The organism is Streptomyces sp. SLBN-118 (genome assembly GCF_006715635.1).
Taxonomy (GTDB): Bacteria; Actinomycetota; Actinomycetes; order Streptomycetales; family Streptomycetaceae; genus Streptomyces.
On record NZ_VFNP01000002.1, the window covers coordinates 2,318,045 to 2,337,483 of the forward strand.

General features: G+C 71.3%; 18 protein-coding genes and 3 pseudogenes. 12 read left to right on the forward strand and 9 right to left on the reverse strand.

Annotation, left to right across the window (positions count from 1 at the left end; genetic code table 11):
• Positions 1–7 precede the first annotated feature (7 nt).
• Together FBY35_RS29065 and lanKC are read left to right on the forward strand one after the other, a co-directional pair.
• Positions 8–1,291 (forward strand): MFS transporter, encoded by a 1,284-nt coding sequence (locus FBY35_RS29065; RefSeq protein ID WP_160159342.1) that lies wholly within the window; start codon positions 8–10, stop codon positions 1,289–1,291.
• Positions 1,292–1,305: 14 nt separating this feature from the next.
• Positions 1,306–3,852, forward strand: a complete 2,547-nt coding sequence (gene lanKC, locus FBY35_RS29070; RefSeq protein ID WP_160159343.1) for a class III lanthionine synthetase LanKC — start codon at positions 1,306–1,308, stop codon at positions 3,850–3,852.
• Between the two features lie 269 nt (positions 3,853–4,121).
• On the opposite strand, the gene FBY35_RS29075 is transcribed toward lanKC, so the two are convergent.
• A complete protein-coding gene (locus FBY35_RS29075) occupies positions 4,122–6,122 on the reverse strand; it encodes a BTAD domain-containing putative transcriptional regulator (protein ID WP_260848849.1) in 2,001 nt (666 codons plus the stop codon).
• 130 nt (positions 6,123–6,252) lie between these two features.
• Between FBY35_RS29075 and FBY35_RS37515 the strand changes: the two genes are divergently transcribed.
• Positions 6,253–6,375 (forward strand): hypothetical protein, encoded by a 123-nt coding sequence (locus tag FBY35_RS37515; protein ID WP_260848850.1) that lies wholly within the window; start codon positions 6,253–6,255, stop codon positions 6,373–6,375.
• Between the two features lie 17 nt (positions 6,376–6,392).
• On the opposite strand, the gene FBY35_RS29080 is transcribed toward FBY35_RS37515, so the two are convergent.
• From FBY35_RS29080 to FBY35_RS36680, 3 genes are all read right to left on the reverse strand, one after another.
• Positions 6,393–7,901: a sensor histidine kinase KdpD gene (locus FBY35_RS29080; protein ID WP_142216931.1), complete on the reverse strand. Its 1,509-nt coding sequence runs from the start codon at positions 7,899–7,901 to the stop codon at positions 6,393–6,395.
• The gene (locus FBY35_RS29085; RefSeq protein ID WP_142216932.1) at positions 7,901–8,614 is read right to left on the reverse strand and encodes a response regulator transcription factor; all 714 of its coding nucleotides are present in this window, start codon (positions 8,612–8,614) and stop codon (positions 7,901–7,903) included. Before FBY35_RS29085 ends, FBY35_RS29080 begins: the two co-directional genes overlap by 1 nt.
• Before the next feature lie 1,086 nt (positions 8,615–9,700).
• Positions 9,701–9,922 (reverse strand): helix-turn-helix domain-containing protein, encoded by a 222-nt coding sequence (locus FBY35_RS36680; RefSeq protein WP_222123165.1) that lies wholly within the window; start codon positions 9,920–9,922, stop codon positions 9,701–9,703.
• Positions 9,923–10,022: 100 nt separating this feature from the next.
• Here FBY35_RS36680 and FBY35_RS29100 point away from each other — a divergent pair, with 100 nt between their 5' ends.
• From FBY35_RS29100 to FBY35_RS29120, 5 genes are all read left to right on the forward strand, one after another.
• Complete coding sequence (locus tag FBY35_RS29100) at positions 10,023–10,721, forward strand: NADPH-dependent F420 reductase (RefSeq protein ID WP_142216933.1); 699 nt, start codon at positions 10,023–10,025, stop codon at positions 10,719–10,721.
• A 273-nt stretch (positions 10,722–10,994) separates the two neighbouring features.
• A complete protein-coding gene (locus tag FBY35_RS29105; protein ID WP_142216934.1) occupies positions 10,995–11,591 on the forward strand; it encodes a TetR/AcrR family transcriptional regulator in 597 nt (198 codons plus the stop codon).
• Positions 11,592–11,891: 300 nt separating this feature from the next.
• A complete protein-coding gene (locus tag FBY35_RS29110) occupies positions 11,892–12,281 on the forward strand; it encodes a TetR/AcrR family transcriptional regulator (protein WP_186357094.1) in 390 nt (129 codons plus the stop codon).
• A gap of 147 nt (positions 12,282–12,428) precedes the next feature.
• A complete protein-coding gene (locus FBY35_RS29115; protein WP_142216935.1) occupies positions 12,429–13,076 on the forward strand; it encodes a CBS domain-containing protein in 648 nt (215 codons plus the stop codon).
• Positions 13,077–13,317: 241 nt separating this feature from the next.
• The gene (locus FBY35_RS29120) at positions 13,318–13,512 is read left to right on the forward strand and encodes a hypothetical protein (protein ID WP_142216936.1); all 195 of its coding nucleotides are present in this window, start codon (positions 13,318–13,320) and stop codon (positions 13,510–13,512) included.
• A gap of 406 nt (positions 13,513–13,918) precedes the next feature.
• On the opposite strand, the pseudogene FBY35_RS37520 reads toward FBY35_RS29120, so the two are convergent.
• Positions 13,919–14,083, reverse strand: a pseudogene (locus tag FBY35_RS37520) (VapC toxin family PIN domain ribonuclease); the annotation flags it as partial.
• A gap of 202 nt (positions 14,084–14,285) precedes the next feature.
• Here FBY35_RS37520 and FBY35_RS38145 point away from each other — a divergent pair.
• A pseudogene (locus FBY35_RS38145) lies at positions 14,286–14,384 on the forward strand (restriction endonuclease); the annotation flags it as partial.
• 146 nt (positions 14,385–14,530) lie between these two features.
• Here the strand turns inward: FBY35_RS38145 and FBY35_RS29135 are convergent.
• From FBY35_RS29135 to FBY35_RS29155, 4 genes and pseudogenes are all read right to left on the reverse strand, one after another.
• Positions 14,531–14,938, reverse strand: coding sequence for a PIN domain nuclease (locus FBY35_RS29135; protein ID WP_142216937.1), 408 nt, complete (start codon positions 14,936–14,938; stop codon positions 14,531–14,533).
• A 33-nt stretch (positions 14,939–14,971) separates the two neighbouring features.
• The gene (locus FBY35_RS29145; protein ID WP_142216938.1) at positions 14,972–16,120 is read right to left on the reverse strand and encodes an MFS transporter; all 1,149 of its coding nucleotides are present in this window, start codon (positions 16,118–16,120) and stop codon (positions 14,972–14,974) included.
• 5 nt (positions 16,121–16,125) lie between these two features.
• Positions 16,126–17,480 (reverse strand): annotated as a pseudogene (locus FBY35_RS29150) (NAD(P)-binding domain-containing protein).
• Positions 17,481–17,534: 54 nt separating this feature from the next.
• Complete coding sequence (locus tag FBY35_RS29155) at positions 17,535–17,753, reverse strand: hypothetical protein (protein WP_142216939.1); 219 nt, start codon at positions 17,751–17,753, stop codon at positions 17,535–17,537.
• A gap of 194 nt (positions 17,754–17,947) precedes the next feature.
• On the opposite strand from FBY35_RS29155, the gene FBY35_RS29160 reads away from it, so the two are divergent.
• The 3 genes from FBY35_RS29160 to FBY35_RS29165 are packed head-to-tail and all read left to right on the forward strand — an operon-like array spanning position 17,948 to position 19,294.
• Complete coding sequence (locus tag FBY35_RS29160) at positions 17,948–18,649, forward strand: NAD(P)/FAD-dependent oxidoreductase (protein WP_313904715.1); 702 nt, start codon at positions 17,948–17,950, stop codon at positions 18,647–18,649.
• Complete coding sequence (locus FBY35_RS37820; RefSeq protein ID WP_313904716.1) at positions 18,646–18,879, forward strand: hypothetical protein; 234 nt, start codon at positions 18,646–18,648, stop codon at positions 18,877–18,879. The genes FBY35_RS29160 and FBY35_RS37820 overlap by 4 nt, the downstream gene beginning before the upstream one ends.
• Positions 18,880–18,922: 43 nt before the next feature.
• Entirely contained in the window at positions 18,923–19,294 is a 372-nt protein-coding gene (locus FBY35_RS29165; RefSeq protein WP_142216940.1) for a helix-turn-helix transcriptional regulator, read from the forward strand.
• The last annotated feature ends 145 nt before the right edge of the window (positions 19,295–19,439 follow it).

The window sequence follows — 19,439 nt, forward strand, 5'->3', positions numbered from 1 at the left end:
GGACACCGTGAACGGCAGTCCGCCTCTCCCCCTCCACCGGAACCGTGACTACCGGCGCCTGTGGGCGGCCCACGCGCTGTCCGCCTTCGGCTCCCAGGCCACATTCATCGCCCTCCCGCTGGTCCTGCTGGCAGCCACCCACTCAGTCACCGACTTCGGCATCGTGACCTTCGTGGAGATCGGCTCGTCCGTGTTCCTGGGACTGCCCGCCGGGGTGCTCGTGGACCGGATCTCCCACAAGAAGCTGCTGCTGTGCTGCGATCTGGGGCGCGCCTGCGCGTTCGGGCTCTTCGCCCTGGCCGTGCTGTCGCACCAGGTCTCACTGCCGCTCGCCGTCCTGCTCGCCGTCCTCAACAGCGTGCTCGGCGCACCCTTCGGTCCGGCCGCATCCGCCGCGCTGCGGGGCGTCGTACCGCCATCCCAGCTCGCCGGCGCGCTCTCGTACAGCCAGGCGCGCGCCGCCACCGTGACCCTGGCCGGACCGCTGGTCGGCGCGGCGCTCTACACCGTCACACCAGTCCTCCCGTTCATCGTCGACGGGCTCTCCTACCTCGCCTCGGCCGCCTGCGTCGCGACGGTCCGCCTCCCGGCCCGGGGTCCGGATCCCTCCCGTACGGCGGCCACTCCGCACTTTCTGCGTGATCTGACGACCGGGGTCCACGAGGTACGGCGCAGCGCCTTCCTGGGCTACACCCTGGTCAACGCGGCCGTGGTGAACTTCGCCTTCCACGGCATCTTTCTGGTGCTGATCGCCCAGGGCGCCGCCGGCGACGACGGGTCGGCCTTCCACAACGGCGCGATCATCGCGATATCGGGCGTTGGCAACCTGGTCGGATCGCTGTGCGCCGCCTGGGCGGGCCGGGTGTTCTCCCCGCGCGCCCTGGTGCTTGTCATCGGGTGGACCACGGCCGGCCTGGTCCCCCTTCTGCCGCTCAGCGGAAACGTCGCGTTCACCGGCCTGATCATCGGACTGTGCGGTCTCACGGCGCCGGCCGCCAACGTGGTGATCTCCGCCGCCCGCCTGCGCTCGATCCCGGAGCACCTTCAGGGACGGGTGCAGACAGCATGCGACCTCATCCCCGCGCTGATCGTCCCCTTCGGCCCACTCACCGCGGGGGCGCTGCTCGACCGGCTCCCGGCCGACACGGTGCTCCTGCTCTACGGGGCCGTACTTGCTCTCCTCGCGGTCTTCAGCTCCGCGAGCAAGGGCCTGCGGCGGATCCCCGACCTGCGGGAGACCTCGGTACCCGAACCCCACCCGGTGCGTGTCCAGCCCGAGACGCACCCCTGACCCGAGAGGACGCCGTGGCGCACGACAACCATCGCTACGCCGATGCCGATCCGCATTTCTACGACCACCCCGCCGATCCCCCCGACGAGCAGAGGTACACGGCCGCCGACCGGACGGCCCCGGCCGGCTGGCGCCGTGAGGAGAGCAGGGCCTGGGTGTATCTGAGGCCCGAGGACCTCCGCATGCCCGACCAAGGCTGGAAGATCCACGTGTCGGCGGCGCCCGGGAACGCCGCCGAGGTCATCGACGTCGTCAGCGCCTACTGCACCGGGGCCGGTGTCGCGTACAAGTTCCTGCCGAACCGCCGGATCCATCTGATCACCAACAGCAAGTACGCCCGTCGCGGCAGCAGCGGCAAGCTGATGACCCTCTACCCGACGGACGACGGGGCCCTGACCCGGACCCTGGAGGAGCTGGACCCGCTGCTTGCCGGGCAGCCGGGTCCGTACATCCTCGGCGACCTGCGCTGGCGCGAGGGACCGCTCTATCTGCGGTACGGCGGTTTCCGGGAGCTCTGGTGCACGCAGAAGACCGGCGAACGCGTGCTGGCCGTGGCCGAGCCGGATGGCACTCTCGTCCCTGACCGGCGCGACCCCGTCTTCCGCGTCCCCGAGTGGCTCACCCCGCCGGAGGTCATCACTCGGCAGCTGCGTGCCGACGAGGAGGCCGACCGGGACTGCCGCCTTCCTTACCCAGTCGAGCGCGCGCTGCACTTCTCCAACGGCGGCGGTATCTACCTGGCCCGTGACAGGGACACCGGAGACCCGGTGGTACTGCGAGAGGCCCGGCAGCTGGCCGGTCTGGACGGTTCCGGGGTCGACGCGGTGGCCCGGCTGCGCAAGGAGGCGCAGGTCCTGAAGGACCTGTCCGGCCTGGAGTTCGTCCCGGCGCTCCTCGACGAGTTCACGGCGTGGGAGCACGAGTTCCTCGTCGAGGAGTACATCGAGGGCGAGACGCTCCGCCAGTTCACCGCCCGCAACAACCCGTTGGTCAGACCCGACCCGCAGGCGGCCGACATCGCCCGGTACACCGGTAAGGTCCTGGACATCGTCGACCAGCTGCAGCGTGCCGTCGACGCCCTGCACGAACGCGGTCTCGTCTTCGGCGACCTGCACCCCTCCAATGTGCTCGTGCAGCCCGACGGCCGCGTCCGCCTGGTCGACTTCGAGGCCGCCCACCGTCCGGACGTCGATCCCCGTCCCGCGCTTCAGTGCCCGGGCTTCGTCGCACCCCATGCCGTCGAGGGCTTCGCCCGGGACCGGTACGCGCTGGACAGCATCAGGCTGACGCTCTTCCTGCCACTGACCGTCCTGCTCGACCTGGCTCCGGACAAGGTGGACGAGTTCGCCGACACCATCGCCGGGCTGTACCCCGTGCCGCCCGCCTACGTCAGCCGTGTCCGGGCCGGTCTGCGCAGGCCCGACCGGCCGGAGCCCAAAGCTCCCTCGGCAGCCGGGCTGTTCACCGGATCCTCGACCGAGGAACTCCGCTCGGCCCTGGCCAGGGCGATCACGGCATCGGCCACCCCCGAACGTGAGGACCGGCTGTTCCCCGGCGACCCCGCCGGACTGCACGACGGCGGCTACACCCTCGCCCACGGCGCCGCCGGCGTCCTGTACGCGCTGGCCACCACCGGACAGCCGGTGGACCCGGAACACACCGAGTGGCTGTGGCAGGCCGTCCGACGCGCCGCCGACCCCCGACCTGGCCTGTACAGCGGACTCCACGGAGCGGCGCTGGCCCTGGGCACCCTCGGCCGTGACGACCACGCCCTGGAAGTGCTCGGGCGGGCCATCGACGCGACCGGCCCGGACACCCCCGCGTCACTCCACGGCGGGCTCGCCGGAGCCGGCCTGACGCTGCATCACTTCGTGGCGCTCACCGGCGACGGCGGTCTGCGCGACGAACTGGCAGCCATCGCCGAACGGCTCGCCGGCGCGCTTGCAGCCCACGCGCCGGAGAAAGCCCGGGCCGGACTGATGCACGGACCCACCGGGACGGCCGCGTTCTTCCTCCGGCTGTACGAGACCGACCACGACCCAGCCTGCCTGGAACTCGCCCGGCAGGCCCTGCGCACCGACCTTCAGCGGTGCGCCACCAGCGACGAAGGTGCGGTCAACCTTCAGGACGGCAGCCGACTGCTGCCCTACATCGAACCGGGAAGCGCGGGCGTGGGCCTGGTCCTGGGGCAATATCTGCGGCACAGGTACGACGAGGAGTTCGCCACCGCCCTGCGGGGCATTCTGCGCGCCGCCCGGGGACAGCTCGTGACCTTCAGCGGTTTGTGGTCCGGCAGGGCGGGGCTGATGACCCTCCTGGCACAACACCCCGAGGACCAGGGCGCGGCCGCCGCACTCACCCGCCACATCCGCCAACTGGCCTGGCACGCCATTCCCTACCGCGGCGGCGTCGCCTTCCCCGGCGACCAGCTCTACCGGTTGTCGATGGACGTGGCGACCGGAACAGCAGGTGTGCTACTCGCCCTCCGTGCGGCGAGCGGTTCCGCCCCCGTCGCCCTGCCCTGCCTTCCCGGCAGAGCGACGGCCGCGCCTGCGCACTGAGCTGGGCGGGAGCCGTCGCCGGGAGGCACTCCTGGGCCGGTCACCACACCGGCCCAGGACCAGACCGTGTCTCCGCGTCATCCGGGGGCTGCGGTGCTTGGCGCGCCCCCTCGGGCTTCGAGCAGGGCGCACCCCAACCCCCGGGCTCTTCGAGCAGGGGGACTCGCGGCCGCGTTCGCCGACTGCCGACTTGGCCCCTCGGCCGCACTCGAGCAGGAGGCGCCCCTTCGCCCCGCTCACCGGCGTGCGTCACGCGCCGCACATCCGGGTCAGGCTGTTCCGGAAGGCACCGTCTGCACCTGCTCCGCCCCCGCAGGTCGGACGGCCATCTCATTGACGTAGAGATGGGTCAGGTACGACACGGCGTACAGCGCATCGGACACAGTCATCTCGCCCGCGGGAGGAGCGACCGCTCCCACCTCGATCAGGCGCTCTATCGTCCGCAGGGCCACCCTCTCCGCACAGCCGAGCGCCGAGGCCGCCTCCTGCAGGGTGAACAGCGGAGGCAGCGGTCCGAGGCGGAGCAGGGCGGAGCGGCTCGAGTCGTCCAAATGCCGCCACTGGTCGGCGACATGACGCCGCACGGCGATGTCGCCCGCGGAGAGCTCGTCCAGCGCGGTCGCGGGGTCGGAGAACCGGGCCGCGTACTCGCTGAGCGGCAGATGGCGCAGCACCGCCAGTTTCAGGCCGGCGGCCCGGACCGCGAGCGGCAGCATGCCGCAGGCTGCCACGATCCGCTGGGCGGCGGCCGGATCGGATCGCATCCTGCCCAGGCCGATGATCCGACCGAGCAGCTCCAGTGCCTCCGCCATCGCGTACGGCGGCACCTCCACCCGCACGACGGGAGCGAGCCCGGCGAGCTGGGTCCGCGCGGTCACGACGACCGACCCGCGACCGGTGCCGGGCGCCAGCAACCGGACGCAGTTCTCGTCGGCGGCGTCGTCGAGGACCAGCAGGGCCCTGTTGGCCGCCAGCCAGGCACGCCACAGCGCGGCGGCGCGCCTGGGGTCATCGGTCATCTGCTCTTGCATGCCCGCGAACGAGGTCAGTTCGGCAGTCAACGACGCGAGGGACCGGGGCCTGCCGTCGTCCCCCCGAAGCCGTACCAACACCTGGCCATCGGGGAACTCGTCGTGCAGGCGGTGCGCAACATGGACCGCGAGTGCGGTCTTCCCGGCACCGGGCGGCCCGACGACGACAGCGATTCGGGTGCTGCTCGTGACGGCTTCGCGCAGTTCCCGTATCTGGATGCCGCGCCCGGTGAAGTCCGCCGTGTCCGGCGGCAGCAGGGTGGAGCTCCCGGGGTGCGCGGACGGGCCGGGGCGGCCCGGCACGGTTCCGGGCGGACGGACGGTGCGTATTTGCCGATCGGTCAGGATCGAGTTGTAGAGCGACTCCAGCGCCGGGCTCGGCGACAGACCCAGCTCGCGCGACAACTGCTGCCGTAGACCGTCATAGGCCGCCAGGGCCTCGGCGCGGCGCCCTGAGAGGTGCAAGGCTGTCATCTGTGCGGCCCTCAGGCGCTCCCGTAAGGGGTGCTCCTCCACCAGGTCGGCGACGGCCTCGGCGACCTCGCAGGCGTGGCCCAGCTCCAGTTCGGTCTCGGCCCAGTCTTCGCAGACCGCCAGGTAGCGGTTGACCAGGCGGTCGGCCTCCGCCTGGACGGGTCGGGAGTTCCCGAGTTCCGGCAGCGGAGGTCCGGCCCACAGCTCCCTTGCCTGCCGGAGCAGCCGGGCAGCCGAGTCCAGGTCACCGCCGGCGGTGGCTTCGCGCCCGGCCCGGACCAGGGCCCGGAACCCCAGGGAGTCGAGGTCGCCATCGGCCAACTGGAGCAGGTAGCCCCCCGCGCGGTGGACGAGGCGGTCCCCCATCCCGGCTTCGGCCAGGAGTTTGCGCAGCGCCGAGATGTACACCTGGAGGTTCTTGCGCGCGGTTCTGGGCGGCTCGTCGTCCCAAACCGCCTCGGTCAGCAGGTCGACCGACACCAGTGCGTTGGGGCGGCACAACAGCATGGCGAGAACAAGCTGCTGCTTGTGGGGGCCGAGTGGGAGCACACGGCCGTCGGCATCGGCGGACAGGGGTCCAAGGATACGGAACCGCACCGCCCCCGGCGGCGGCCCGCAACCGGGGCCCGAGGCCTCAGGCATGGACCGTGTCCGGAGTGACGCCGCCTCTTCCGTCCCACTGACCGGGGAAGTGACCGTCGTCCGTACGCCGTAACCGCGCCGGCCTTCGCTCCGCTGGTCGTGCACGGCACATGGCTCAGCCATGGAGACTCCTTCCTGCCCCGCGTAAAGGCATGTGAGGAGCGGACGCTAGGAGCCATGATTGTGAAAATTCTGTGACCGGTCATGGCGGCTGGGGGCCAGGAGGGTCAAGAGGTTCGTCCGTTGCTCGGACATGGGGATCCGCCCCGCCGGCGGCCGCGGGACCGTCGCCCCGAGCAAGACGGTGAGGGCGGCGAGAGCCACCGCCGTGGTCGTCCTGCGCGGCATGCGGTTCTCCTTCTGCCCTCGGCTGTGACGTGTCGCCACTCCGGGCTAGGAGCTCCAGGAGCGGCCTTTGTGGGAACTCTGTGGCTCCGCGGTGTCCGCCGAGAGCCAGTTCCGGCGCATCCGGGGCAGCACCACGGTCGCCGTATCCTCTGTGCCAGTGAGGGGAAGACGTACCTCGAACCGCGTGCCGGGCCCGTCGTGCCGGTCCTGGACGGTGATCCGGCCGCCATGCAGAGCGGTCTGCTGGGCGACCAGCGTCAGTCCCAGGCCGGATCCAGGACTGTCGGGACGTCGGTGGAAACGCTCGAAGACCGCTGATCGCGCCGCGGCGGGAATCCCGGGACCCCGGTCGTCCACGGTGAGTACGGCGGTCGGACCGTCCTCGTCGTGGACGCGGCGCAGGGAAACCTCGACCTCCGCCGCACGTCCGCCCGTACGGCCGTGGACGAGGGCGTTGACCAGGAGGTTGTCCACCGCCGAGCGCAGCCCCGGCTCCCAGCCATGCACTCGCAGGCTGCCATCGGCTCGCACCACCACCGCCGCCCCCGGATGCAGCCGCCGCACGTCGGCGGCCGCTGCGTCGACCACCTCGGCCAGGTCCACGGATCCGAACGCGTCCACCTCCACCAGATCTCCCTCGGCGAGTGCACGCAGCATGACCAGCAGACCGAGCACCCGGCCGTGCTCCTGCCGCAAATCCTCCACCACCTCGGTCCGTTCGGCCTCAGGAAGTCGGGGGTGCCCGATGAGGATGTCCAGGTTGGTCCCCATGCTCATCAGCGGATTGCGCAGTTCGTGGGAGGCGGACGCGGCGAACGAACGTGCGGTGGCCAACGCCTCGGCCGTACGGGCGGCTTGCTCGTCGTAGCGCGTGAGGACGGTCCGCAGGGTGTGGGCCAGATCGTCGACCTCGGTGACCCGGGTCGGAACGTGCTCCAGGCGGGCGACGCTGGTCCGGGGATCGAGGCCGGAGGCGCGCTGCTGGAGCTGCCGCAGGGGACGGGCGGCGCGGGTGGTAGCCACCCAGGCCAGCAGGCCGGACACCAGGGCGGTGAGCAGGGCGATGGCCGCCACCCGCCGTCGTACGAAGCCCAGTTGGGTCCTCGCTGCGCTGTCCGGTGAGAACAGCCACAGGGTTCCGCGGCCCCCTGGCCCCGCCCCGGTCACCGACACTGAGAGCACCCGCCAGCGGGCGCCGTCCGCCCGCACCGTCACCGGAACGCGTGTGCCGGCGGGCAACGGCACGGAGGCATCCGGCTGCGGGCCTCCCGACACTGTGCCACCGGGGCCGGTGAGGCGAATGCCGACATCCAGCGCGGAGTCGAACAGCTGCCGTTGCCGGGCCTGCTCGGTAGCCTGCGGACGGTGCTTCGCCACGGCGCGCAGGAGTGCCCTTGCCTCGGGAACCACCGCCGAGGCACGCTCACGCAACAGGGCGTCCTGCTGTTTGTGCAGATCGTTCGCGACCATCCGCAGGAGCACGGCACCCCCCGCCAGGACGAGCAGCGGTACGAGCGTCCCGACGACCAGCGCCACCCGGGTGGACAGCCTCATCACCCGCCCCCGTTCGCCCGGTCGTCGCGCAGGACGAAACCCACGCCGCGTACGGTGTGCAGGATCCGAGGGCGGCTGCCGGCCTCCAGCTTGCGCCGGAGATAGCTGATGAACGTGTCCACCGCGTCGGTGCGCACATCGAAGTCGTACCCCCACACACGCTCCAGCAACTGGTCGCGGGTGAGCACCAGTCCCGCGTTGCGCGCCAGCACTTCCAGCAGGCCGAACTCGCGCCGGGTCAGCGTCAGCGGTGCGCCGTCCAGCCGGGCCACACGGGTCCCCGGGTCGATCACCACCCCCCCGGCGCGCACCTGGTCGGTGGCCGCCGGGGGCCTGCGCCTCAGCAACGCGCGCAGCCGCAGCACAAGCTCCTGCAGGGCGAACGGCTTGACCAGGTAGTCGTCACCGCCCGCCTGCAGACCGGCCACCCGGTCGGCGAGCTGGTCCAGGGCGGAGAGCATGAGCACCGGGACGTCGTCGCCCTCGTCGCGCAGCGTCCGGCACACCTCGATCCCGCTCAGCCCGGGCATCGAGACATCCAGCACCACAACGTCCAGCTCCTTGTCCCGCACAGCGGCGAGCGCGTCGCGGCCGTCGGCCGCCAGGACCACCGAGAACCCGTGCAGCCGCAGTCCGCGTTCCAGGGAGCGCCGGATGGCCGCGTCGTCGTCGGCGACGAGCACTCGCTCCGTCCCCTGCGTATCCGTCCTCACCGCGGCGATAGTACGGCCGCCGAGTCATGGTTTCTACGGGGTGAGGTCTGGGCACGGACTGAGGCAGTGTCTACGAGGCGCACGAGGCATTCGGAGCAGCAGGAGCCTGACCATTCCCGGACGCTTCGAGTTGCCTGCCCAGGGAGCCGACGTAACTGGCGTGTCCCAGGCCTCGCTGCTCCAGTCCGAGTCCCGTCGCAGATTCGGAAGTAGCCGTCGCGTACGTCGAGTTCGCACACGGTACTGTCGCCCGACGGGGTCGTTGCCAAGCCCGCCCTCCTCGAAGGCACCGCCGAGAAGTTCCTCCAGCCTGGAAGCAACCCGAGCGTACGTATTGGCCCTTGCTCCCACTGCGTAGAGGGATCACCCCGACGTGACAGTCTCAGTCGCGAGCCGTGATGCGGTGGTCGGCGGTGCGTACACCACCGGCATCGGCGGGTTGCCCGGTTCAGGGTCGAATCGCTTCGGTGTGCCCGGCCGGATGACGGGCGACAGCGCCCGCCATACCCGCAGCACGCGATCGTCGTTCGACCCCCGCCTGGAGTCCGCCCGGCGCCTCCTACCAGGACCTGATCGACGCCGCCCACGCCAAGGGCATGAAGATCTACCAGGACGTGGCCTACAACCATTCCTCCCGCCCGGCGCCCGGCCAGATCGGCACGGAGGGGCCGTACCTGAAGTGACGGCTCAGCTCCCGCGCGAGCCCGCGCCCGGCCCGAACAGGGCATCCACGATGCTCCTCACCCGGCCGGGCGAGGCTTCGTGTCCGGCGAGGTAGTCGGCCCGGTCAGGTGCGCAGCGCCGATGCCGGCGCCTCCGGATCGGCGCCCGAAGGCGCGCAGCCCTGCGCACGGGCCCGTTCGAGGACCGCGCGCGGGCGTCCCGGCGAGGCAGGACCGCGTGCTCGCGCCATCCGCGCAGAAGCCGCGGTGTATGGGACTCCTCGACCAGGCAGGCGCCCAGCACGGCCATGCCGTGCCCTTGGGTGCGTGCCTGGGCGAAGTCGTGGAGGAGCGTGGCCCGTCGGCGCGCGGGTCATTCGCCCGGTCGACGCCCTCCTGCGGGCGCGCCAGGGACGCGGCACGGTCAGGGCGCGGCGGCCAGGTCGGCCTTCGTCCACCACCGCAGGAGGACGGTCGTCTTGCTCACACCCGCGGCACGGGCGACATGGCCGAGGGTCACCCGGGTGAATCCCTGTTCGGCCGGCAGCGTCAGCGCCGCGTCGAGCATCTCCGCCTGTTTGCCCGGGCAGCGCGGCCGCCCCACCGTGACGGGGCCGTCGTCCCTCTCCGTCTTCCGCTTGGCCACCACCCTCCCGCTTGCAATACCGAACCACTCGGTTTAGTTTTTAGGGGTGCCGAGCGGAGGACGCGCGTCGGCACTCAATCCCGGAAAGGAAGCCGCCCTCATGCGCTACGCAGTCCTCGGCACCGGCATCGTCGGACAGACGATCGCCGGCAAGCTCGCCTCCCTCGGCCACGAGGTCGTCATCGGCACCCGAGACCCGCAGGCCACCCTCGCCCGCACCGAACCCGACGCCTACGGCAACCCGCCGATCGCCCAGTGGCTTGCGCAGCACACGCAGGTGCGGCTGCTGTCCTTCGCGGACGCCGCGGCCTTCGGTGAGGCACTGGTGAACACCACCGCCGGAGCCGTCTCGCTCCAGGCCCTCGAGACCGCAGGCGCCGACAACCTGGCGGGCAAGCTCCTGATCGACATCGCCAACCCGCTGGACTTCTCCCAGGGCATGCCGCCCTCGCTGAACCCGGTCAACACCGACAGCCTCGGCGAGCGGATCCAGCGCGCCTTCCCCGGGACGAAGGTCGTCAAGACGCTCAACACCCTGAACGCCGCGGTCATGGTGGAGCCGTCCCGGGTCGCCGGAGAGCACAACGTCTTCGTCTCCGGCGACGACACCGGTGCCAAGAAGCTCGCCACCGAGTTCCTCGCGGAGTTCGGCTGGCCTCGGGAGAGCGTGATCGACCTCGGCGACATCACCACCGCCCGCGGCACCGAGATGCTGCTGCCGATCTGGCTCCGCCTGTGGGGCTCGCTCGGCCACACCGACTTCAACTTCCACATCCAGGGCGCCCGCACCGGCGCCTGACCTCGAGCCGGGCGGCTGTGCGCCGGGGGTATCCGCCGAACCCCGGCACGCGGACGCCCCTCCGTCCACGACGTCCCGCTATCAGCCCTTCCGAGGAAACGCCCGCCATGACCGCTCTGCACATCGTTTCCTTCGACGTCCCCGTCGGCACCGAGGCCATCGCCCCGGTGCTCGCACCCATGGCCACCGTCATGGACGGCAAGACGTTCTGATCACCGGCGAAGGGATAGCCGGACCGAACCACTCGGTACGGTAAGCCATTATCCTGCGACAATGCGCGAAACGAACACGACGAAAGGCGCGGGGCGGCCGCGCTCCGCGGAGAAGGACGCGGCAATTCTCGGCGCAGCCCTGGAGTTGTTGGCGACCCACGGCTACACCCGTATGAGCCTGAGCCAGGTCGCCGCGGCCGCCCAGGTCAGCAAGTCCACCATCCACCTGCGCTGGAAGACGAAGGCGGACCTGCTCACCGCGGCTCTGGAGGCCATGCGCATGGCCGACGCCCCGCCCGCCTGCGGGGAGACACGAGCGGACCTCGTGGCGATCCTTCAGGACTTCGCAGCGACCGTGGAACAGGTGCGCGGCATGGCCCTCATCGGCACCTGCCTGGCCGAGGAGGCCCACACCCCCGACCTGCTCGTCCTGCTGCGCGAACGGACCGTACTGCCCCGCCGGGCCCTGCTGCGCCAGGTACTTGAACGGGCCGAACACCGGGGTGAGATCCGGCAGGGCTCCGACCTGGAGGCTGCCGTCTCCGCGCTCCTCGGTCCCTTCTACGCCGATTACATGGCAGGACGCGGCGGCCGCCCCGAGTGGGCCGAGCAGGCAGTGGGCCTTGTCCTGACCGGTCTGCGCGCACCTCGTGTGTGAGCCCGTGCTCGTACGGGCTCCGCGTCCGGCGGGCCTGCGACACCGGTGACACGCGGGGTGAGGCTTTGCTCTACCCCGCGGCCCCGGTGCGGGCCGCGCAGACGAGGTCGTCGTCATGCAGGCGTTCGTCGGCGAACGTCACCGCGGCCACCGGCCCGGCCGCCACACGCAAAGAGCGGGAGCAGCGCCACCGACGCTGCGGCCACCGACCGCCAACAGACCCGGCAGCGGTCATCGAGGCCGCCATCGGCCTGCTGACACACGGTGGCCGCGAGGCGGTCACCACCCGTGCTGTCGCCGATGCGGCGCCTGCAGCCACCGGCCCTCTACCGGCTGTTCGGCGACAAGGACGGACTGCTCGACGCGGTGGCCGAGCACGGCTTCACCGCGTTTCTCGCCACCAAGCACATCGACCCCGACCCGCAGGACCCCATCGAGGACCTGAGATCCGGCTGGGACGTCGCGGTCGAGTTCGGGCTGGCCAATCCCGCGCTGTACACGCTGATGTACAGCGAACCCACGAGGGCCACCTCAGCCGCCTTCAAGGCCGGCATGGAGATCCTGATGAGCCGTGTCCGGCGCCTCGCCGCCGGCGGCTGGCTCCGCGTCGACGAGGAACTCGCGACACGGCCGCCCGTCGGCCGGTTCCGGTCGTGGGACCGCAGGCCCTCCTGGCCAGGCCGAACGTAACTGGCCGCCGGGGCGGCGCGGTGCTGTCATGGGTGGGGAAGACGGGCGTGGACGAGGATGGCAGAGCCGCGGAGGCTGAAGCGCCGCGTCGTACGCCGGGCGGTCCGACCGCAGCCGCCCCGTCGCAAAGCGGAGGAGGTCGATGCCATGCTGCACCGCCGCACGGTCGGCGACGTGATGACCGAGGAGGTCGTCACCCTCCGCCCCGACACACCGATCCATGAGGTCGCCGCCCTGCTGGATGCGAATGACATCGTCGCGGCCCCGGTCGTCGAAGACGACGGCGGCGCCCCCATAGGCGTCGTGTCCGCGTCCGACGTGCTGCGGCACGAGACCGGCATGCCCGATCCGCAGGGGCAGCACGGGAACGACGAGCGCGCCTGGGGCAAGGCCCGGGCCCGGACCGCGGGCGCGCTCATGAGCAGCCCCGTCTTCACCGCCCGCGCCGACTGGACGATCCCCCGGGCCGCGCGGGAACTCCGCAGGCGGCACGTCAAGCAACTGCCGGTGGTCGGCGACGACGGGCTCCTCACCGGCATCGTCAGCCGCAGCGACCTGCTCGACGCCTTCATCCGCTCCGACGTCGAGATCCGCGTCGAGATCGAGCGGGATGTCCTGGGACGCATCCTCGGCCTGGACGAAGGCACCGTCGCGGTCGAGGTCCACGACGGTGTCGTCACCCTGCGGGGCCACGTTCCGGAACCGCGTCTCGTCCCAGTGGTCGTGGGCCTCTGCCAGGGCGTCGACGGAGTCGTCGCCGTGGACGCCCGCCTCGCCGCAACCCGACAGGGCTAGCGAGCCCTGTCGTCAAACTCCCACCTCCGGCGGCGACATGGGAACCGGGCTGTTCATATCCGATCCGTTCCCGGGAACAGCGGCAAGGGGGCAAAGCCCGTGCAGTTCGCCTTGCCGCCGGCGAGGGTCGTATGGCGCGCACAGGGGTCAACAGGCCCCTGGGAGCACCCCGGAGCCTTCGGAACACTGAAGGCGGCACGGGAAACGGAGCCTTGTGGACCACAGACAAAGGGGGTGTGCCATGGCTGGGTTGCTTGCCATCGGCGCCATCACTTCGATCGGTTTCGGCGCCATCCTCACCTTCGCCGTGGACTGGCAATGGCGCAGCGCCGACCGGCCGCTCGTCGGACTGATCATGATGGCTGTCGGGGCCATCGCGCTCGCTGTCGCCCCGAGCGCGGACCGCCAGGGCAGCGGGACGGGGAAATCGCCCTGAGTGCTCGCCGTGGGTGCGGACCACCCACGGCGGCCATCGTCGGACGCTCCTCACGAGCCATGTGCCCGGGTCCACGCCTCGCCGCGTCACGGGCTCCGGCGTCTCTTGCGCAGATGGTGGCGTCCGACCGCCAAGGCCGAAACCCAAGCAAGCGCGCCGCTGACCGCTCTCCTGCCCCTCGGTCGCGGCCATGAAGATGGTGTAAGAGCGCGACCTGATCCAGGAGTTGGCTCCGGCGTCGGGGGCAGCGGTCCGTTGGTGTTTTCGTTCATGCCCCCGTTGCCAGGGGCTGTGAGGGCCGGCGAAGTAGACCTGCAGCCAGGTGTCGATGTGGGAGTTGGGCATGCTGAGCTGGCTCCTTGCCGGGGACGCACTCCGCCGCGCACTGACCTGTGCTGGACTCCTTCACGTCCGCCGCCGCGACGAAGTCGTTGTCCACATGGAGCACGGCGTGGCCGTGGTGGACCGCCGTCGCGCAGACAAGGAGATCGATAGGGCCGGCCGCACGGTGCTGTCCGTGCTGGGTGAGCTTGTACTGGGCGGTGTCCACCCAGCGCCAGGCGTCCTCGGGACGCCCCGGCTACCGATTCTCGGACCCGAGCGTGTTCTCGAAGTCGATTCCAGGCACCCACGGGCACCCGGCCACCCTCCTCATCCCGTTCGTCGTCGGCGGCGGCGCGGGGCGCGGCGGCGACGGTCGCTGCCTCCCGACCCAACGGGACACAAACGCGATGCTGTCGGGACGGGTATCCGGCCGGACCGTTTTGCAGGCCCTGTCCACGCCCCGGCCCGGACGACCCGCCGCCGACCCCGACTTCGTCGTCTGGCACGGGTTGCAGGTCTTCAAACGGCCTGGAGCACAGGCTGCTTAGTTCATCGGGTCCGGCGGCGCCCCACATCAAGACGAGGGTGCGTAATCCGTCTCGCCCCGGGCTCCTCCATGTCGATGAGCCGCCTTCTTTGAGCGCCCTGACGGTCGCAGCGTCGTACGGCGGAGGGCTGTTGAAGCGTGCCGCGGTCAGGTGCGTACGTCCCGCTGCTGCACTTCCTTGAGTACCGCCGCCCCGGCGACAAAGTCGTTGTCCACGTGGAGCACGGTGTGACCGTGGTGCATTGCTGTCGCGCACACCAGGAGATCGATTGCGCCAGCGGCGCGATGCTGCCCGCGTTGAGTGAGTTTGTACTGGGCGGTGTCGACCCAGCGCCACGCGTTCTTCGGAACTGGCGAGAGCTGACACAGGGCGTCCAACTCCTCGGCGAGCTCGTCCCGGTGAGCCGGACTGGTGGCCGAGTAGAGGAACTCCGCCCTCGTGGGCTCACAGACGTGAAACACGCCGGCGGCGATGTGCCCTTCCCATGGCCGCAAGGCTCCCGGCGTACGGAACAGGTGCCACAGAGCCGACGTGTCGAGGAGATACGTGATCACTCGAAGGCCGCCCGCCGCGCGCGCTTTGCAGCGTCATGCGCGGCCGCCGCAGCCTCGAACTCGCCCCGCGAGGGCGGCCCCGGCGAAGGGCGCAAGGGCGGCTGCCACGTGGCCGGGCGCTGTGAGGAGTCCGGAAAGGCGGCCGTAGTGAGTGGTGCCCCAACGGTCGGTGACAGCGGTGGCCTGCAAGAGGGTGAGGTTGCCGCGGATGGTTCCCGCCAGCACTGTGAAAACGACGAGAAGGCCATAGGGGCCGGGCGTGATGGCGAGGGCTGCGGTGGTGAGGCCACCGAGCCCGACCAGAGCGGCCGTGCGGGCGGTCACGCTGGTGCGGCGGGCGAGTGTCGCGTACAGGGTCCGCCCGAGCGTCTGTCCCGCGCCGCCCAAGCCGAGTGCCAAGGCAGCCTGCGCAGTGGAGTAGCCGCGTTCGAGGAGGAGCGGAACGAGGGCGATGACGACGGCGTACATCGCGAATGCCGAGAGGGTGAGCGTGGCGGCCAGCATCCAGAACGGCCGACTGCGCACGACGTCCTTTGTTCCGCGGTGGAGGTGGGCGGGACCGCCTGCGGCCGGTGGCCACGGTGGGTTCAGCGCCAGGGCGTGGGCGGGAACAGTCAGCAGGGCGAGGATCCCGGCGAGCACCGTGTAGGTCGCGCGCCAGGACAGGTGGCTTTCCAGGGCCGCGGTGAGGGGGGCGAAGACGGTGGAGGCCAGGCCGCCGGCCAGGGTGACGATCGTCAGGGCGCGGACGTGGTCGGGCGCCCACCAGCGGGTGAGGGCGGCGAAAGCGGGCTGGTAGAAGGTGGATGCCATCGCGAGCCCGGCGAGCAGCCACCCGGCGGTGAATACGAAGAGGTTGGGGGCGGCGGCCACGATGAGAAGGCTCAGCACGCCCAGGATCGAGCCGGCGGTCATGACCGTGCGCGGGCCTCGGCGGTCGAGGATCCGGCCGACGTAGATCCCGGCGAGGGCGGAGACCAGGAGGGCGGCGGAGAACGCGGCCGTCGTCGCTCCGGCGGGCCAGCCGGTGGCCGCGGTGATGGCGGGGTTGAGGACGGGGAAGGCGTAGTAGACGATGCCCCAGCTGGTGATCTGGGTGGCGCACAGTGCGGGCAGTACGGCGCGCGGCCGCGATCGGACCCCCGTCCCGGTCGCGGCCGCGGTGGCCTGGGTTATGGGCACGGTGGTCAGCAACCGCCGGAAGAGGCGGGGACACCGATGGTGAGGGTGGTCGGGGCAGCACAGCAGCCTCCGCCGCCGGTTTCCTCAGCGGCGGGCTGGTCGAACAGGCCCGCGCCGCCGCAGACGCCGGTCTCGGGAAGGGTGAGTTCGACGCGGTCGGCGGCTTCGATGTCCCCGGCGATGGCCGCGGCGACGGAGCGGACCTGCTCGTAGCCGGTCATGGCCAGGAACGTGGGCGCGCGGCCGTAGGACTTCATGCCGACCAGGTAGACGCCCTGTTCGGGGTGGGACAGCTCGCGGTGGCCGTGCGGGTAGACGGTGCCGCAGGAGTGCTGGTTGGGGTCGATCAGCGGCGCGAGCTCGGTGGGGGCCTGGAGGCGCTCGTCGAGGCCGAGGCGGATCTCGGACAGGAACGACAGGTCCGGGCGGAGGCCGGTCAGCACGATGACCTCGTCCACCGGGTCCAGGCGTCGCCCGTCCTCACCGATCAGGACCAGGCGGTTGTCGTCCGTCCGGTCGATCGCCTCGGTGCGAAAGCCGGTGACTGCGACCGCGTGGCCGTTGTCGACGGCGGCCTTCGCTGCGAGCCCGAGGGCGCCGCGGGCGGGCAGCTGGTCGGCTTCGCCGCCGCCGAACGTGGAGCCGCTGATGCCGCGCCGCAGGATCCACACCGCGTGCGTGCCCGGCTCGGCCTCGGCGACGTCGGAGAGCGTGGCCAGTGCGGTGAAGGCGGAGGCGCCGGAGCCGATGACGGCGGTGCGCTTGCCCGCGTAGCGGGCGCGGATGGCCGGGTCCTTCAGGTCGGGGACGCGGTAGGTGATGCGGTCGGCGGCCGTCTTCTCCCCGAGTGCGGGCAAGCCGCTGGCGCCGGCTGGGCTGGGCGTGGTCCGCCGGAGGCGTCGATGACAGCGCGGGCAAAGACCCGCTCCTCATCGCCGTCTGGGGTGGCGAAGTGCACGACGAAGGGCTTGCCCTCGCGGTCGGCGTCCACGATCCGGTCGCGGCCGGTGCGGGAGACCCCGGTGACGGTGGCGCCAAAGCGGACGCGCTCGCCAAGGATGTCGGCCAGGGGCTGGAGGTACTGCTCGGCCCAGTCCCCGCCCGACGGGTACGTGGCTGCGTCCGGCTTCACCCAGCCGGTCGGGGCCAGCAGCTTCTCCGCGGCCGGGTCGGTGAGTTCGCCCCACATGGAAAACAGCCGCACGTGGCTCCACTCCCGCACCGCGGCACCGGCGACCCGTCCGGCCTCCAGAACCAGCGGCTCGAGGCCGTACTCGATGAGGTGGGCGGCCGCGGCCAGGCCGGCGGGACCGGCTCCGATCACGACGACGGGCAGCTCGGCGGTGGTGCTCTTACTCATCACATGTCTCCGGACTCGTACGAAGGGGCGGGGGCGGGTGGTGGGGTCGGCTTGTCAGCAGCAGCCGGTGCCGGTGGCGACGGCTTCGCGCTTGGCAGCCGGCTCGCAGCAGGCCCCGGCTGCCTTCGCGCCCTCGCTGGTGCCGCAGCACGGGGAGGACGCGGCCGGAGCCGTCACATCGGAGGGTTGTGCAGGAGCCGGTCCGCAGCATGGGGGCGCGGCCTCGGTGGAGTTGGGGGTGGTCCCGGTGTCCGGGGCGACGGGCTCGTTCATGACGACTCCTCGGTATTTCGATGCATGTCGATGTCTTGCGCTGCCAGCATGCCACCTGCTTCGATGAACGTCAACATAGACATTCATCGAATCGGAGAGTTGTTTCATGGAGCCCGTTGACGTCGCGGTGATCGGGGGGCGGCCAGTCCGGGCTGGCCACGGCGTATGAGCTGATCCGGCCCGGACTCAAGCCGGTGGTGCTGGAGGTGTCCGACCGGGCAGCCGGCTCGTGGCCGCGCCACCACGACAGCCTCACCCTGTTCTCACCCGCCAGGTACAGCTCCCACCCGCACCGCGACGAGGTCGTCGCCTACCTGACCTCCTACGCCGCACGCCCGGATGCCGACATCCGCACCGGCACCCGCGTCACCGAAGTCCGCCCGGGCGCGACCGGCTACATCCGCAGCCTGGAGGGCGGCGGCCGGCTGTCAGCGCGCGCAGTGGTCGCAGCGTCCGGGGCCTTCGGACGCCCGCACCGGCCGGCATTGCCGGGCCTTGAGCAGTTCCCCCGAAGGGTGCTGCACGCCGCCGACTACCGCGACCCGGCCACGTTCGCCGGACAGCGGATCGTCGTCGTGGGGGCCGGGAACTCCGCCGTGCAGATCGCGGCCGAGCTCGCCACCATGGCGCAGGTGACGCTCGCCAGCCGCCACCAGGCTAAATTCGCCCGCCAGCACGCCTTCGGCCGTGACCTGCACTTCTGGCTCAAGACGGCAGCCTCGACACCGCGCCGCTCGGCCGCTTTCTGCGCACTCCGCCGGGCCAGCTCGTCATCGACGATGGCCGCTACCGCGCCGCACTGGCCTCTGGCATGCCAGACCGCCGGGAGCCGTTCACCGCCCTGGAGGACCGCAAGTCGACGTGGACGGACCGCACGGCGGAGGAGATCGACGTGATCCTGCTGGCCACCGGATACCGCCCTGACCTGCCCTGCCTCGCCGGGCTCTGCACCCTCGAGGCCGAGGGGCGGCCGAGCCATCGCGACGGCGCCTCCCTGACGCACCCCGGGCTGGCGTTCGTCGGGCTGGAATGGCAGCGCGCGCTGTCGTCGAACTCGCTGCGGGGCGTCGGCCGGGGTGCCGCCCGGGCGGCCCGCCGCCTGGCTCACCGGCTCAGCCGAAGCTGACGGCCCCTGGCCGCGATAATTCGATGTATGTCAACATAGACGCATGTCGAATGTGAACGTGCTGCCGCTGCTTGAACCTGCCGAGGCCGTGGCGCCGTGCTGCCCGCCACTGACTGAGCGCCCCATGAGCGCCGAGGAAGCCGAGACCGCCGCGAAGATGTTCAAGGCCCTCGGCGACCCGGTCCGGCTGCGCCTGTTCTCCGCGGTCGCCTCCCACGAAGGCGGCGAGGCGTGCGTCTGTGACATCTCCGACGTCGGCGTCTCCCAGCCCACCGTCTCCCACCACCTGAAGAAGCTCAAAGAGGCCGGCTTGCTGACCTCCGAGCGGCGGGGCACCTGGGTCTACTACCGCGTCGAGCGGTCAGTCCTCGCCGCCATGGGCAAGCTCCTCGCCCCCACCGCCGCAACCGCCTGATCTCGGCACCGAGGGGGCCGTGAGCCCGCGACCGCCGCGCGGCCCTAACAGTCGCCTCGCGCACCGACCGTAAGGCTGTACCCGAGTACCGGATTCAAGAACGCGCTCCAACCACCTGTGAGCGTGGGCGCCCCCGGGCGGCAAG